The sequence below is a fragment of the Microcoleus sp. bin48.metabat.b7b8b9.023 genome, from assembly GCF_013299185.1.
Taxonomy (GTDB): domain Bacteria; phylum Cyanobacteriota; class Cyanobacteriia; order Cyanobacteriales; family Microcoleaceae; genus Microcoleus.
Map to the genome: position 1 here is coordinate 60,601 of NZ_JAAFKG010000008.1, position 14,377 is coordinate 74,977.

Genomic DNA, 14,377 nt, shown 5'->3' on the forward strand with positions numbered 1-14,377 from the left:
CTCATCCTTTGCAAACAGTTGAAACAAAATCGCCGACAGCATTGAAAAGAGTCCTAGTTGTTTTAATATCGCTGGTAGCTGTAGCGGTACTGGCGATCGCAACTTTTATCCTAATTCCCGGAGAAAAAACCATGTTTGCTGGAAAAAGACCTACTAATATCGGCATTGTATCAGGAAAACTGGCAGCGTGCCCTGCTTCCCCCAACTGCGTCAGCAGCTTCAGTCAAGATGCCGAGCACCAAATTGAGCCTTTGGCTTACACTTCGTCGCCTGCTGAGGCTATGGCTAAGCTCAAAGGGGCGATCGAGTCCTCGGGCAAAACTAAAATTATCACCGCAACCGATAATTACCTGTATGCGGAGTTCAGCAGTGCTTTGATGGGCTTTGTGGATGATGTGGAATTTTTGGTAGATGATGGGGCAAAGGTGATTCACGTGCGATCGGCTTCGCGTCTGGGACAGTCGGATTTAGGAGTCAACCGCAAACGCATAGAAACCATCAGAGCTCAACTAAATCCACTCTAAACCTAAAATTTCTAGCTTTCCTGAAGCCTCTCTCCTAGAACATTCTGAAACTACAGGTACGTTGTTGGGCTTTAGCCCTCTTTAGACTGATAGAGAAAGAGGGCTAAAGCCCAACAACGTACCTAATTTTTTTTCGTTCCTCGCAATGACACTAGCCCTAACTGAACCGTATTGTGACTCAATCCAGTATTGAATCGCTGAGTGCGCTAGCACCGACACCGCGCTGTATTCCTATAGTATTAAACGCCCTAAATTGAGCAGTTCAGACTTTAGGGAGAGGGAAGTTAAGCCATTAATTTCTACTATTAATTTAAGTAGAGCGACGAGGAAAAAACACATGGCACTTCAAAGAATTGCAGAGTTTGAGCCTAACTATAAGGAAGAAATATTTGCGGGAGACGACATCAAGGGATTTGATGTTTATGCCGGCGACTCTGACGAAAAAGTAGGCACCGTTTATGACGCATTGGTTGATGAAACTGGCCGTTTTCGCTATCTGGTAGTTGATACCGGCATTTGGATTTTTGGTAAAAAAGTATTGCTGCCGATCGGCTCGGCCCGCTTCGACTACGGAGCCCATCGCGTCTACGCCACAGGCCTTCGCAGCAAAGCTCAAGCAGAACAACTGCCGGCTTACAATGAATTAGAACCACTAGATTACGATCGCGAAGAACAGGTAAGAGGCATCTACCGCAATCCCGGCACAGCAGCAGCAGCAGCACCTGTGGCAAGCACTGCAACTCCTGCTAGCTACGATCGCAGCAACTACAGCTACGATATGGATCGCCCCCTCTATGAAACCAACGAACAAAACCACCAAAATCTCAAGCTTTATGAAGAACGCTTGATTGCCAACAAAAACCGCGCCAAAACAGGCGAAGTAGCAGTTGGTAAGCGGGTAGAAACTGAAACAGCAAGAGCTTCAGTACCCATTGAAAAAGAACGAGTCGTAATCGAGCGAGTCACACCAGTCGAAGCTGGTAGAGTAGTTTCAGTCGGTGACGCTGACTTCCAATCAGGGGAAGTTGCACGCATCGAAGTCTACGAAGAAACGGCCGACATTCACAAGGAAGCCTACGTGCGCGAAGAAGTCAACGTCAGAAAAGAAGTTGTTCGCAGCACGGTTGACGGGGAAGAAACCTTGCGCCGTGAAGAATTAGACATTCAGACTGACGGAACTCCGGTTGTAGATAATAAAACTATCTAAACCAACCGCAAAAAGTCTTGAATAGGAATTGCGGATTAATCGCATAATTCTCTCACCGCACAGGTTTGAATTTGGCGATCGCGCAATTCCTAGATGACGCGATAGGCTTCAGTTAAGCCAGATCGTCCTGGCGCTCCCCCTTAAGAAATACGGTGGTTTTATTCTGAGGATAGGAGATATAAAACTACCAAAAGTATCGCTCAAAGATCGGCTCGCACTTGGGCGAAGGTACGTAGTTGCGCTTCAGCGCTATACGCTTATATTATAAAGAGCGCCCAAGCGCAACTACATACCTAATTTTTCTGACGATGATAAAACAGCTATAACGGGAGTGTAGTGCGAAAATTGTCAGTTTTTGGCAAAGTTTATGCACTTTCCCAGAAATAATTAGTTTAAAGCCCGCCCGCCCGATCGGGAGAAATTAAAATCAGACAATTCATTACTCCATTTCTCTTCCTTCTAGGTAGAGGTCGCTCTCAAACTGTCAATTGTCAACTGTCAACTGTCAACTGTTGAACCGCCTTTACCAATTCGCCCCAATTCATAATAAAAATCTCTAAGTAGGAAAGTTTTAAAAATGAACGGTCAAGCATCAGCCGAAAAAGTAGCCACAGCCAAATCAAATACCCGTCTCAACCGGGTGCCGGAAAAAGTCAGGACTAAGCTAAAAAGTTTTACAGTAAAAGACAACCAAGGTCACTTGGTAGGCAAAATCAAAGATGTCTATTTCGATCCTAACGGTCAGCTAAACTTTGTGGTATCAGGGCTAGGTCGCGAAAACCCCCGCATTTTTTTAGTAAGTATCAAGCTGCTCAAAAAAGTAGATTATCATCAAAAAACTCTGTTTGTAAGTATTAAGTCCGATGCAGTCGATCTGCTGCCCGGATTTGTGGGAACGGCAGAGTATGAATATTTAGGAAAATCCTCAGAACAGCTTGATGAAGTGAGCAAAAACGAGTCAACTAATCCCTCAACAGTTATGTCAAATCTAACAGATGCCGATCGCCAAAATGAACATTTAGAGACCGATGAGGATGACGAAAACTTGGATATTGTCGATCGTGAAGTAATTCGCCTGCTAGAAGAACGATTGGTAATCAATCGCAGCAAGCGCAAAGTCGGCGAAGTCATAGTCCGCAAAGAAATTGAGACTCGGATGGTACAAGTGCCGATCCAGTGGGAAAAGTTGATTGTCGAACAAGTCGGCGACGATCCGAAGGTTTTGGCAGAGATAGATTTGGGCGAGGGAAACATCACCGGTATAGATTTGGCAGAGATTAAAAGCGATCGCCAGGAACCGACAGTTAAGGCAGAATTTACGTCTGTGCAGAAAGCTAGCAAAATCTTAAATGCGATCGCCTCTCAACCCCGCCACGGTTGCGTCAAAGTCCGCCTAGAAATAGTTTTGGAAGACAAGCAACTTGAGGATACGTACCAAAAATGGATGACAGAAAGCCACTCAGATAAGTGAGGTACGTTGTTGGGCTTAAGCCCTCTTATACTTATCGTGTAGTAAACGGGGTTGCATCAAAAACTCCATTTACAGTCATACCTCATCTTTCGTTATAAATGTTATATATAAAGAGCGCTGAAGCGCAACTACGTACCTATTGTCTTGAGTAAACGGTGTTGTCTTATATATATGCCAATACGGTTTACTTAAGATCGTCATTGCGAGGAACGAAGCAATCTCCGTATCTATTTTTCATAGCGGTTTATCCCCAGGGCGCTATACAAGTAAACGGTATTGATATATATGCAAGAGCGCCCAAGCGCAACTACCTACCTATGGAAAAATTTCATCGGCTTCGCCAATATCTATCATATCCGCCCGAACTCCGCAAACCCCCCGGTCGGGATTTTTTAATTTTGAGCGATCGGCAACTCGACAAAATCTTACCAAATTGCGGTAAAATTGTGCTAGTCAAATTTAGAAATATTTGAAAATGCCCAGCACCATCTCCGACATTAATGTAAAAACGATCGCAGGCGCAGACAAGCAGCTAGGAGAGTACGCTGGCCAGGTACTCTTGATAGTTAACGTAGCTTCCAAATGTGGCTATACACCTCAATACAAAGGACTCGAAGAATTGAGCCAGAAGTACGGCGCCGCCGGACTCCGCGTTTTAGGATTTCCCTGCAACGACTTCGGAGCTCAAGAACCCGGAAGCAACGCAGAAATCGTCAATTTCTGCACTACAAAATACGGTGTCAGCTTTGAATTATTTGACAAAGTAAGCGCTAAAGGCAGCCAGCAGCACCCGCTGTACGCTCAGCTTACGAATGCAGTCGATCCCAAAGGTGAGGTTTCCTGGAATTTTGAAAAATTCTTAGTTAGCAAACAGGGTGAAGTGGTTGCCAGATTCCGCAGCAGCGTGGGCCCAGATTCGCCGGAATTGATCGCTGCGATCGATCGAGAATTGGCAAAATAAGCAGTTCGGCAACGGATTTTTTGACCGATGTAACGGATGGATGTTTAGTTATTGTAGGGTGCGTCAGGGGTGAATGTTTTGCATACAGACTAACAATTTTCTTCCTGATACCAATTTTTTATGAGGCTGCTCCCGAATCTGATCCCCCCCTAACCCCCCTTAATAAGGGGGGGACTGGAATCTTCTCAAAGTCCCCCTTCTTAAGGGGGATTTAGGGGGATCGGAATATGTGCAACTTCACATTAAATTGGTATGACGCACCCTACGGTTAGTTAGCTTGTTTTTTCTTCTCTTCCCCATTGTTAAGAAGCAATCAGCAATTAATAAATAGTGATTATTGGATTTAATTGGAGAATGGTTTAATTTAATGGAAAATACATCTGGATTAGATTTAGCTGTAGGTTTACTGGCGTTCGCGATACTGGGAGGCGGGCTGGCCATGCTATTTGTAGGTATGGCATCGTTCCCTAAAGAAAAGTAACAATAATTGAGATTAAGTCCTCACGATCTTTAAATTGGTTCGTAGTGAGGACTTCAGTCCTTATAGAAATCTGAGGACTGAAGTCCTCACTACAAACTCTGAATAAATTTCACATCGTCCAATTTTAACAGTAGCAATTGACAACCATGCAAACTACCGAAAGCACCGTCAAAATTGCCTTGGCGCCGGGGAACTTGCGCCGCGTTCACCATATCGCTTTAAACGTGCGCGATATGAAAGCTTCCCGCCACTTCTACGGTACAATTCTCGGCTTGCACGAACTCACAGGTGCAGAAATTCCCGTAAGTTTAACAGAAATGGTGGCTGCTGGTAAAGTCGCTAATTTCATCACTCCAGACGGGACTGTGATTGACTTATTTTGGCAGCCAGATTTGGAACCGCCAAACCCCGATCCCCAAAAGGCTTTTACTCGCGCTAACCACTTGGCCTTTGACATCGATCGCGATTTGTTCGATCGCGCTTTGGAAGTGCTAAAGTCTAATGAAATTGCGATCGACAGCGGCCCCGTCACCCGCGCTACAGGACGCGGCATTTACTTCTACGATCCCGATGGATTTATCATCGAAATCCGCTGCGATGCAGACAATATGGCGGTTTAAACCAGGTTTAGACAAACGAAGTCCATGCCAAGCAGGCTGAAGAAAATAACGTAATTTTAACCACCCGCTCTTCAACCCGCGCACCATCCGGGTTTTGTTTGTGTAGAAGCGGTTTCAACCGCCGTCTTATCTTACGTCTTATACCAATTTAATGTGAAGTTGCATATATCTCGATCCCCCTAAATCCCCCTTAAGAAGGGGGACTTTGAGAAGAATCTTGTCCCCCCCTCCCACCCTACCGTGTACACACAAGTCGAGTTGGAAATCAAATGACGGAAAAAAACGGAAATTTATTTTTTTAATCCTTGATTTCCCGTCAACCATTATCAATAAGTTAAAACTATTGATAAAAACTTCCCTCATCTCAAAACCTTGCCTACGTCAGGTTGTGTCAGACACAGCCAGGTTTCTAGGAGTTGTGTGTACACGGTAGCCCTCCCACCAGGGGGGTTAGGGGGGATCAGATTCTATGCAGCCTCATAAAAAATTGGTATTATCTTATTTGCTAATAGGTTGCTTCGGCCAAGTAAACCGAAAAGTTGCTCCCTCACCTTCGGCCGATTCCAGAGAAATAGTGCCGCCTTGAGATTCGACAATTTTCTTCACCAGCGACAAACCAATGCCAGTATTTTCAACTTTATCGCGAGCTTCCAAGGTCTGAAAAATCACAAAAACTTTATCGTGATATTGAGGAGCAATCCCCGGCCCGTCATCAGCTACAGCAAACTCGTAAAAATTCTCTAACTCCTTAAACGATATGTTTACGCGGCCGGATTCATTTCTATTGTGTTTGATGGCGTTGCTAATTAAATTAGAAAAAACTTGCTGCAACGGCAATCTTTCAGTCACAAAAGTTGGCATTCCCGGTTCAACTTTTACTTCAAATCCTGACGGCGGTGCCAACGAATCAATAATTTCTGCTAATAACTTCCCAACTTTTACAGTTTCTGAAGCCAGTTGAATGCGTCCGACGCGGGAATATTGCAGCAGTCCCTCAATCAATGATTCCATCCGGTGAACTCTGCCGCGCAGCAGGTTCATTTGGTGCAGAGTATCCTCTGTCATCGAATCGCTGAGGTCTTCTTCTATCCAACTGCTGAGATTTGCGATCGCCCTAAGCGGCGCTTTCAAATCGTGAGAAACTACATAAGCAAACTGATCTAACTCTTGATTCCGCTTTCTCAACACACTCGTCGTTTGAGCCAGCGAGTTCGCCGTCCACCTCAATTCTTCAGCGTGCAACCGCAACGATTCCTCAGCTTGTTTGCGTTCCCTAATATCTTCTACCACACCCATCAGCAATTGAGTGCCATTTTGTTCTTGCAGCAGCGAAACCGTCAAGTTGACCCACACTAACTCTCCGTCTTTGCAGACATAGCGCTTTTCTATACAGTAATTATCAATTTTTCCTGCTAACAATTGGCCTAAAAGTTCCAGTTCGTTTCCTAAATCTTGTCCAAAAGTAATATCCTGAAATTTTTTAGCCATCAATTCTTGACGGCTGTAGCCGACAATTTTGCAAAGTTTTTGATTGACTAACAGCAACTTGCCATCCACACTCGCTTGAGCCATGCCGACTGCGGCTTGTTCAAAAGTATCGCGAAACCGCTGCGCGATTTCGGCTAAAGCACTTTCTGAGCGCTTGCGATCGCTAATATCGTTGCTAATTTCCAAAATAGCCTGGGGTCGATCTCGATCGTCGCGCTGCAAAGTCCACCGACTCGCCACCGTAATTTTTGTGCCGTCTTCCTTGGTACGCACCAGTTCCCCTTGCCAATATCCCCGCTCGAAAAACACTTTTTGAATTTCGTCAAAAGGCTGCGTCCATTCTGTATGCAAAAGCTCGTGAATATTTTTTCCTATTGCTTGCGAATTCCGCCACCCGTAGAGCCACTTCGCCCCCAAATTCCAATAAGAAATCACCCCGTTCAAGTCGAGTACCGCGATCGTATCGTTCGCAAAATCCAGCATTTGCGCTTGCTTGCGGAGAGTTTCCTCAGCTTGTTTCCGTCCTCCCACATCGCGGCAAATCGCAACAAACAACCGTTGATTTGCCAGACACATTTCGCTGATGGCAAGCTCCATCGGAAACTTGGTGCCGTCGCTGCGAATTCCGACAGTTTCTTGCTGGTAAGTCTTCAGTTTAGCATCGGGATTTAAGACAAAATATTCGATCGCATAATCTCCCGTGCTGCTGTCTGGCTGCGGTTGAGCTATCAGTTGGCGCAGGTTCGAGCCAATTGTGCGATCGGCTTTTTCGCCAAAAATCCGTTCTGCTGCCGCATTAAAAGACTCAATATTGCCCGATTCATCTAAAGTAATAATCCCGTCAGCGGCATTGTCTACCACAGCTTGAATGCGAGTTTTACTTTCTTGCAAGCCTGCTTGCCGCTTCCTCAATTCCTGGTCTAAACTATGAAATAAATACCAGGAAGCTGCTCCACCCAGACAGCCGACAAGCAAACCAGCAAATTGCAGGAAATTAATTAAATCTACCAACTCACCTACTCGTCCCTCTAAAGCCTTCTGGTAGGCTTGGCTGGCATCAGCAAACGCATCAATTTTTTCGCGCAGCTTATCCATCTTCAATTTATCTCGAACTAACACCTGAATTATTTCCGGCGACTGCACTTTTGTTCCCGCACTGTCGAGCTTATTCAGAGTGTTTTGCAATACAATTATTTGCTGTTCGGTACTTTGTTTAATTTCTGCAAATCCCTGAGCTGGCAGTTGATTTTCTGCCACCGCGATTTCGAGTTGAGCCAGCAGCGGAGGCAAACTCTTCTTTGCTTCTAAATATGGTGCTAGAAAATCGCGGCGCTTCGTCAACCCGTAACCCCGAATGCCCGTTTCCGCATCCACCACGGTGGTTAACAAGCGGTTGGTTCCGTGAAGTATTTCCTTATTAGTATCTGCTCGCTTTCTTATCTGTATTGCACTATCCCGGAGTCCTGCAATTGCAATCAGCGAAGCAAACAGACAAATCACGGGGATAGCAACGATGACAGTTCCCCGCTGGCGAATTGGTCGGTCTGTCCATACAAAGTGGACGAAGCGATCGAGCAAATACTTCACCAGAAAAACGAGCGAGAAGCCCCGGGCTAACGACATGGGGAGGAAAGCGGCAGCGACGACCGTCGCCTTGAAATATTTTTAAAACCCATAGCTATAGCCATCTTTTTTGTGGATTGCTTTGCAATACTTGTGGCTAATACCTGTTACTCTCCCAGCCTTCGTTACGATATCAAAACTGCCTGAAGCACGGCATAGAAGCCGCCCTGTATAAGAGCCGACTTTCTTCCCTGCGGTAACGGTTGCGCTGACAATATCGCCAGTCTGAAACCCTTTGTGAATTTGCACTCTGGACTTGTGCCGAATGGGAAATCCGTACTGGTTTGTGCCGCATATCTGTCGTGTCCCCTGACCTTTTGCCACAATCAACAAAGGCTTTGAAGTCAATACTTTGAGCGTGTCAATGCTGCCCACACACGCAGCATCAAGCCAGTGCGATTTAGCCAACCCTAACCGATGGCGATTGAACTTAGTTTGTCCGCCCGTGCCAGTAGTGACGGGCAATCCCGTTTCTTTAAGTGCATTAAATAATGCCCATCGGGTTGAGTTGACCGCTGCTGCATCTTTGAGTGGTAGCTTTGCTTGTTTGAGGATGCGGTTTAACAGGTCGGGTTTAGCTGCCAGGAATGCTCGAATATCCTGATTGCCTTTCTTTTGATTGCAATCGTGACAAGCCAGTGTCAAATTGGAAACCCTGTCAGAGCCACCTCTTGACTTGGGCTGAATGTGCTCAACCTCAAAAGGTACATTTTCTGCCGAGCAATAAGCACACTGCCGATGCCATTTTTCCAAGAGATACTGCCGGACTTCGTAACCCTGCAATTCTCCCTGCTGATACATAACGCCTGAGATTTCAGGGTTTTGCATGAGTTGAGAATCAAACCGCACTAACTCTTGAACAATGCTGGCAACGGGAGCGAGTCGAATCAATTTGCGAACCCATGTAAGTGTTGTTTCGACTCGGTGTTGCCCCGATGGAGCGAGCCAACCATCGGGGCGAGTGCGATTGAGAAATCGTGCCTTACGGTATCGAGTTTTGCGATTGCGTCTCCCTCGCCTAAGTTGACGGCGAGAGAGAAGTGCATCTTTAATTTGCTGTCCCCGGTGTTGCAGTTCGGCTCCGAAGATAATCTTGTTGTCCTGTTTGATTGCAACCCCCGTGACTTTCGATCCCGGATCTAATTTCAGTTCTAGCGGTTCAGGATTCGTCTCAACTGCTTTTTTCAAAACAATCGTAAACGGATATCGGCGAAATACCGCTGCTTTTCCAGCTTTCAGCAATGACCTTGCTATTCCTGGTTTACAGGGTGATAGCGGTTTGCGATTGGTATCAATTACAAAGACAAAGTTAGACATTGTTGCGTCTCCTCTGATTGCTCGTAATGTTCGCTTCGCCAATGTTTTTAAGGCTTGTCATGTTGGCTGCACTTCCTTAACCCATTACAGATGTTTAACAACCAACGATAGGGCTACAAACTAGCGACGCATTTGTAGGTATCGTGACCTTAAAAACGTAGACGCTTGTTGCGTCTGAGGCTGGTCATGTTCTGGCTTGTATCCCGCTCGAAGAGTCGGACAGTCTACAAGCCCCTGCCTTTAGGCATGGGGTTCATGACGGATATTGTGAGGAGAAAGTTTGCTGTCAGTATATCGCTTTTTGGCAATTTATGCTATAGAACAGCTCGTTTTTTTGTGTTTGGCGATCGCCCGGACGCAACCGTGGAAACTAGATTATGCCCCGGCGATGGCTAGCTACTGACAGTGACAGAAGATTTTTTAGCAAGGTTTTTAAGCCCAAGCAAGGAGAAGGAAAAGCGTTTTTTCGGCAGCGAGACAGCAGGCACAGCACAAAGACTTGTTTCTACTTTACTTTCGTTTTCGCTTTCGGCTTTGGGTTTCAAACTAGAGTCTGTTTCGCAAACATTCTGAACTGCTGGAACTACAGTCCATTTGCCTGTAGTGGGATCGCGATAAGAAGTGAAAGGATTTATTTTTAGCGGTTGACTGCAAGGTTTAATCATCTCGATGCACTCCTTTAATTTTGAGAACTTGTGTGCTGCTGTCAGTGGGATTGCTATCTCGGCAGTAGAGGCAGCAGTTTGAAGGTTCAAGGGAGAAGGCAAAAAGCCGAATTGTGTTTCTGAGTTCTTATGCCTTTGATAATTCCTGATTTCCTGTTAACTTTTGCCTTCTACTCGTTAGCGACGATAGCATTACTTTTACCAAATTGCCTTTCTAGAAGCAATACCCCCACCCCCCTTCTGTGGCAGGTTGAGGTGGGAATTTTGAATGCAGCAAGGCGCTATATCCTGGTTGTGGCAAAAGTTTGGGATAATGAAAGTATTCTAGGCTGGCAAAAAATGCGACTGTGTGATCGGAAACAGAGGTCGATCGCGATCGGTATCACAATTAACAGGGAATTGGTTATTGGTTATTGGTTATTGGTTGTTGGTTATTGGTTATTAGTTGTTAGTTATTGGTTATTAGTTATTGGTTATTAGTTGTTAGTTATTGGTTATTAGTTGTTAGTTATTGGTTATTAGTTGTTAGACCTATTGCAAAATAATTTTATGCTATAATCAAGGGTTTGGCTTAAGTGGAGCAGATTGCAGGTTAGATCGGCACTTTACAATTATGAGTTAGCTCTCAGGTCTAAAACTCAAAACCTTTAATTATAACTCGTGATTTTTTTTGCAAGAGGTCTATAGCAATCCTAAATGATTCATGCAGATTTGTAGGGGTAGTGCCCCCGTGCCTACCCCCTATCTATCGGGCTAACCTGGATCTTTAAGAACCCCCTACAAAATCATGCAAATGATTTAGGACTGCTATATTGGTTATTAGTCATTGGTAATGGCGAATTATTGCATCTTTTACCCATCCGTTAAATTCGTTAAATCTGTTAAATTCATCGCGCGACCGTTGCCTTTTTCCTAATAACGTTCGCGAGCCGGGAAGCTGACTAATGACTACCCTTAGACAAGCGAGCCGGGAAGCTGACTAATGACTAATGACTAACAGGGCTATTTCATTCTTTGTAGGGGCAATCCCACGCCAGGTTGCCCCAATTCCTGAAATGCTTGCAAATCATCGATAAGGAGGGTAGGCACGGGGGCACTACCCCTACAAAACCCTGGTTTCCCTGAGAATGAAATAGCCCTGTAATGACTAATGACTAATGACTAATGACTAATAACTAATGACTAATGACTAATAACTAATGACTGATAACGTTCGCGATCGGGGACAGCACTACTGACAACTGACAACTGACAACTGACAACTGTCAACTGTCAACTGTCAACTGACAACTGTCAACTGTCAACTGTCAACTGTCAACTTTGCCCTTTAATTGAACAATAAAAGTAGAGCCAACACCTAACTGACTCTCAAGAGTGATATCGCCGCCCATCATCTGGCAAAACAAGCGGCTAATCGCCAATCCCAAACCAGTGCCTCCGTACTTGCGAGTAGTCGAAGCATCCCCTTGCATAAAAGGTTGAAACAAACCCTGCTGCTGTTGTTCAGACATTCCAATCCCCGTATCAGATACTTGCAAATAAACCCAATCGCTATCGCCTGCTGGCTCGCGAGTGGCGCCCAGCAGCACCGTTCCACCTTCGGTAAACTTGAGGGCATTCGAGAGCAAATTGAACAAAATTTGCCTGACTTTAGTTAAATCTGCATACATTACTCCCAAATTTGGAGAGCAAGAAACTTCTAATTGATTGTGATTTTTTTCAACTAAAGGGTGCAAAGTTTCAACAACTTCTTCTATTAAATTGCCGAGGTCAAATTCTTCTAAGTAAACCTCCATCCGACCGGCTTCTATCTTAGAAAGGTCGAGAATATCGTTAATTAAATTCAGCAAGTGTTTGCCGGCGTTACGAATTTTTTGGGTATCGGGGATGAAGTCATCGAGTCCGCAGTCCAGTGCTTCTTCTTCTAGCATTTCGCTGTAACCGATAATGGCGTTGAGCGGCGTCCGCAGTTCGTGGCTCATATTGGCTAAAAAAGTGCTTTTAGCTCTGGAAGCTGCTTCTGCTTTGTGTAAGGCTTCTTGCAAGGCGATTTCGGCTCTTTTACGATCGGCAATTTCGCTGCGGAGCAGTTGATTGGTGGCGGTGATTTGAGCGGTGCGCTGATCGACGGTCATTTCTAGCTGCGCTTTGGCTTTGGAGAGTGCTTCCTGAGCTCGCTGGCGTTCAAATCCTTCGATCGCCAGCGCGACTAAATTTGCTAAAGAATCGGCGAAGGTACGCTCCTCCAGAGCCCACTCGCGGGGCGCGCCGATATGTTCTATGGAGAGGATGCCCACGATCTGGCCGCCGAGCCTAATTGCTACATTTAAGATCGATGAATTTGGCTTGCTTTTATTCGGTAGCACACCGGAATGTTCGGCGATCGATGATAAGTGACACAAGTTTGTTTCGATCGAGTTTTGAGTGTGTGGCGCCGGTTCTAAACCATTGTCTTCAGCTAGATTTTCGCCCGGCGCGTCGTTTTCTATATCTAAAATTGAAAATTTTAAATCGCTTGCTGATATGCACTGGCGGCTCAAATGATGCTCGTGAGTGCGATCGTACAAGTCGAGACAAACTAATTTGAGGTTGGGGATTTTAAATTGAGAATGATTGACTGACTCGTTATCGTTTCGGGGCGCCGCCTCTGTATCGAGAGATTCTTTTTGGTTGCGGGCGATCGCTCTGTGGGTAAAATTTAGCTGAGGATCGATCGGGTAGCCAGTTCCAAATCTGTCGTGGTTGTAAAGCCAGACGCTGACTTTTTCCACCTCCAAAGTGCGCGCAGCAGCCTCAGTAATTTCGCGAATTCCCACAGTCAGCGCACCGCTGTTGAGAGTCCTCTGCCGCCCTAGCTGCAACAGGGCCAGACTCTGGCGCCGGAGCCGCTTTTCGCTCTCTTGGAGAATGTTTTCTGCTTGCTTGCGCTGAGTGAGATCGTACAAGGCGCACAATGCCGTCGGCTGACTCTTAAACTGGAGGGACTGAACCGAGAGTATTGCCCAGAAAGGGGTTCCGTCTGATTTTTTGCAGTGGAGTTCGTAGTTTTGCAGGTATCCGTCTTGGGCGAGGGCGTCGAGTACCTTTGGGCGATCGGCAGGGTTGACGTAAAAGTCTGGGGTGCGGCAACCGATCAATTCTTCTAGGGGTATGTTTAGCAGAGAAGCCAATTGAGCGTTTGCATAAAGTATTAAGCCGTCCGAGAGACGAGAAACCAATACCGGAACGGGAGTTGCCGAGGCGATCGCCCGAAACTGCTGTTCGCTTTCGCGCACCGCCAACTGAGCTTGAGAGAGCAAGTGAGCTTCCATCGTATCCGAATGTTGGGTGGTAGTCTCCAGCAAGATTTCTAGATCGGACTTTTCACATTTCAAGTTTTCTAGTTCCGCACTCAGTCGTTGAACGTCCAGAAGTAGCTGTTCTCTCGATGGTTCTTCCTGCATAGCAATTGAAAATTGGTAATTTTTAGTCTGTGCTGAAGTTTTTTACAGTTTGGTGCTAACTTATATTTGCATGGTTCTTCAGGCGCCCTCATCCTGGTTGCCCAAGGCGGGATAGGCGAACACCTTTACCTTGTGCGATTTACTATTCCAATTCTAAGTGCAAGGAAGGCATCAGCCGCTGCAAGTTCTTCAGCGATTTTCCCTGCCATGGTATCTGTTTTGAGCCTTGTATGGTAATTTGAATATTTTTTAGCTGGCGCACTTCGATCGCAAATCTTGATATAATGTTAATTCCTGAACTATTTAAAAATTCTAGTTTTCGCAAGTCTAGAGTAATCATATTAGGCGAAGAGTCCGTCACTTCGTTTAGCAGATCGACGATCGGCGCGTATTCTTCCATCTGGCCGATCCGAAACGAGCCGCAGCAGGTAACTGTTTGGGTAGCGCGATCGTACTCAATGCTGTAATCTTTGGTCTGAATATTCATACTTTTGTCACTTGTCGGTTATGAACGGTAAAAGGGCTTTGGCTGCGGGAGCGAGGATGGAGAGTCAGTCGATGTTAGATTTTAAAATTG

Annotated in this window: 13 protein-coding genes; 8 read left to right on the forward strand and 5 right to left on the reverse strand. The window is 45.6% G+C overall.

Annotated elements, in window-relative coordinates; translation table 11 throughout:
* The first annotated feature begins 8 nt into the window (after window positions 1–8).
* From QZW82_RS06980 to QZW82_RS07005, 6 genes are all read left to right on the forward strand, one after another.
* Complete coding sequence (locus QZW82_RS06980) at window positions 9–524, forward strand: DUF1499 domain-containing protein (protein ID WP_293146469.1); 516 nt, start codon at window positions 9–11, stop codon at window positions 522–524.
* 337 nt (window positions 525–861) lie between these two features.
* Window positions 862–1,731 (forward strand): DUF2382 domain-containing protein, encoded by an 870-nt coding sequence (locus tag QZW82_RS06985; protein ID WP_293146471.1) that lies wholly within the window; start codon window positions 862–864, stop codon window positions 1,729–1,731.
* Between the two features lie 577 nt (window positions 1,732–2,308).
* Window positions 2,309–3,202, forward strand: a complete 894-nt coding sequence (locus QZW82_RS06990; RefSeq protein WP_293146473.1) for a DUF2382 domain-containing protein — start codon at window positions 2,309–2,311, stop codon at window positions 3,200–3,202.
* 317 nt (window positions 3,203–3,519) lie between these two features.
* Window positions 3,520–3,675, forward strand: coding sequence for a hypothetical protein (locus QZW82_RS06995; RefSeq protein ID WP_293146475.1), 156 nt, complete (start codon window positions 3,520–3,522; stop codon window positions 3,673–3,675).
* A 2-nt stretch (window positions 3,676–3,677) separates the two neighbouring features.
* Window positions 3,678–4,163 carry a glutathione peroxidase gene (locus QZW82_RS07000; RefSeq protein ID WP_293146477.1) on the forward strand — a complete coding sequence of 162 codons (486 nt, stop codon included), beginning with the start codon at window positions 3,678–3,680 and terminating at the stop codon, window positions 4,161–4,163.
* A 627-nt stretch (window positions 4,164–4,790) separates the two neighbouring features.
* Complete coding sequence (locus QZW82_RS07005) at window positions 4,791–5,264, forward strand: VOC family protein (RefSeq protein ID WP_293146479.1); 474 nt, start codon at window positions 4,791–4,793, stop codon at window positions 5,262–5,264.
* Window positions 5,265–5,762: 498 nt separating this feature from the next.
* On the opposite strand, the gene QZW82_RS07010 is transcribed toward QZW82_RS07005, so the two are convergent.
* Together QZW82_RS07010 and iscB are read right to left on the reverse strand one after the other, a co-directional pair.
* Entirely contained in the window at window positions 5,763–8,375 is a 2,613-nt protein-coding gene (locus QZW82_RS07010; RefSeq protein ID WP_293146481.1) for a PAS domain S-box protein, read from the reverse strand.
* A gap of 42 nt (window positions 8,376–8,417) precedes the next feature.
* Complete coding sequence (gene iscB / locus QZW82_RS07015; protein ID WP_293146483.1) at window positions 8,418–9,692, reverse strand: RNA-guided endonuclease IscB; 1,275 nt, start codon at window positions 9,690–9,692, stop codon at window positions 8,418–8,420.
* 280 nt (window positions 9,693–9,972) lie between these two features.
* Between iscB and QZW82_RS07020 the strand changes: the two genes are divergently transcribed.
* Window positions 9,973–10,095 (forward strand): hypothetical protein, encoded by a 123-nt coding sequence (locus tag QZW82_RS07020; protein ID WP_293146485.1) that lies wholly within the window; start codon window positions 9,973–9,975, stop codon window positions 10,093–10,095.
* On the opposite strand, the gene QZW82_RS07025 is transcribed toward QZW82_RS07020, so the two are convergent.
* Window positions 10,085–10,357 (reverse strand): hypothetical protein, encoded by a 273-nt coding sequence (locus QZW82_RS07025; RefSeq protein ID WP_293146487.1) that lies wholly within the window; start codon window positions 10,355–10,357, stop codon window positions 10,085–10,087. The two genes, QZW82_RS07020 and QZW82_RS07025, sit on opposite strands and share 11 nt — an antisense overlap.
* Window positions 10,358–10,486: 129 nt before the next feature.
* On the opposite strand from QZW82_RS07025, the gene QZW82_RS07030 reads away from it, so the two are divergent.
* Window positions 10,487–10,837: a hypothetical protein gene (locus QZW82_RS07030; protein WP_293146636.1), complete on the forward strand. Its 351-nt coding sequence runs from the start codon at window positions 10,487–10,489 to the stop codon at window positions 10,835–10,837.
* 827 nt (window positions 10,838–11,664) lie between these two features.
* Here the strand turns inward: QZW82_RS07030 and QZW82_RS07035 are convergent.
* The gene (locus tag QZW82_RS07035) at window positions 11,665–13,800 is read right to left on the reverse strand and encodes an ATP-binding protein (RefSeq protein ID WP_293146489.1); all 2,136 of its coding nucleotides are present in this window, start codon (window positions 13,798–13,800) and stop codon (window positions 11,665–11,667) included.
* A 142-nt stretch (window positions 13,801–13,942) separates the two neighbouring features.
* Window positions 13,943–14,287 carry a hypothetical protein gene (locus QZW82_RS07040; RefSeq protein WP_293146491.1) on the reverse strand — a complete coding sequence of 115 codons (345 nt, stop codon included), beginning with the start codon at window positions 14,285–14,287 and terminating at the stop codon, window positions 13,943–13,945.
* Window positions 14,288–14,377: the final 90 nt, after the last annotated feature.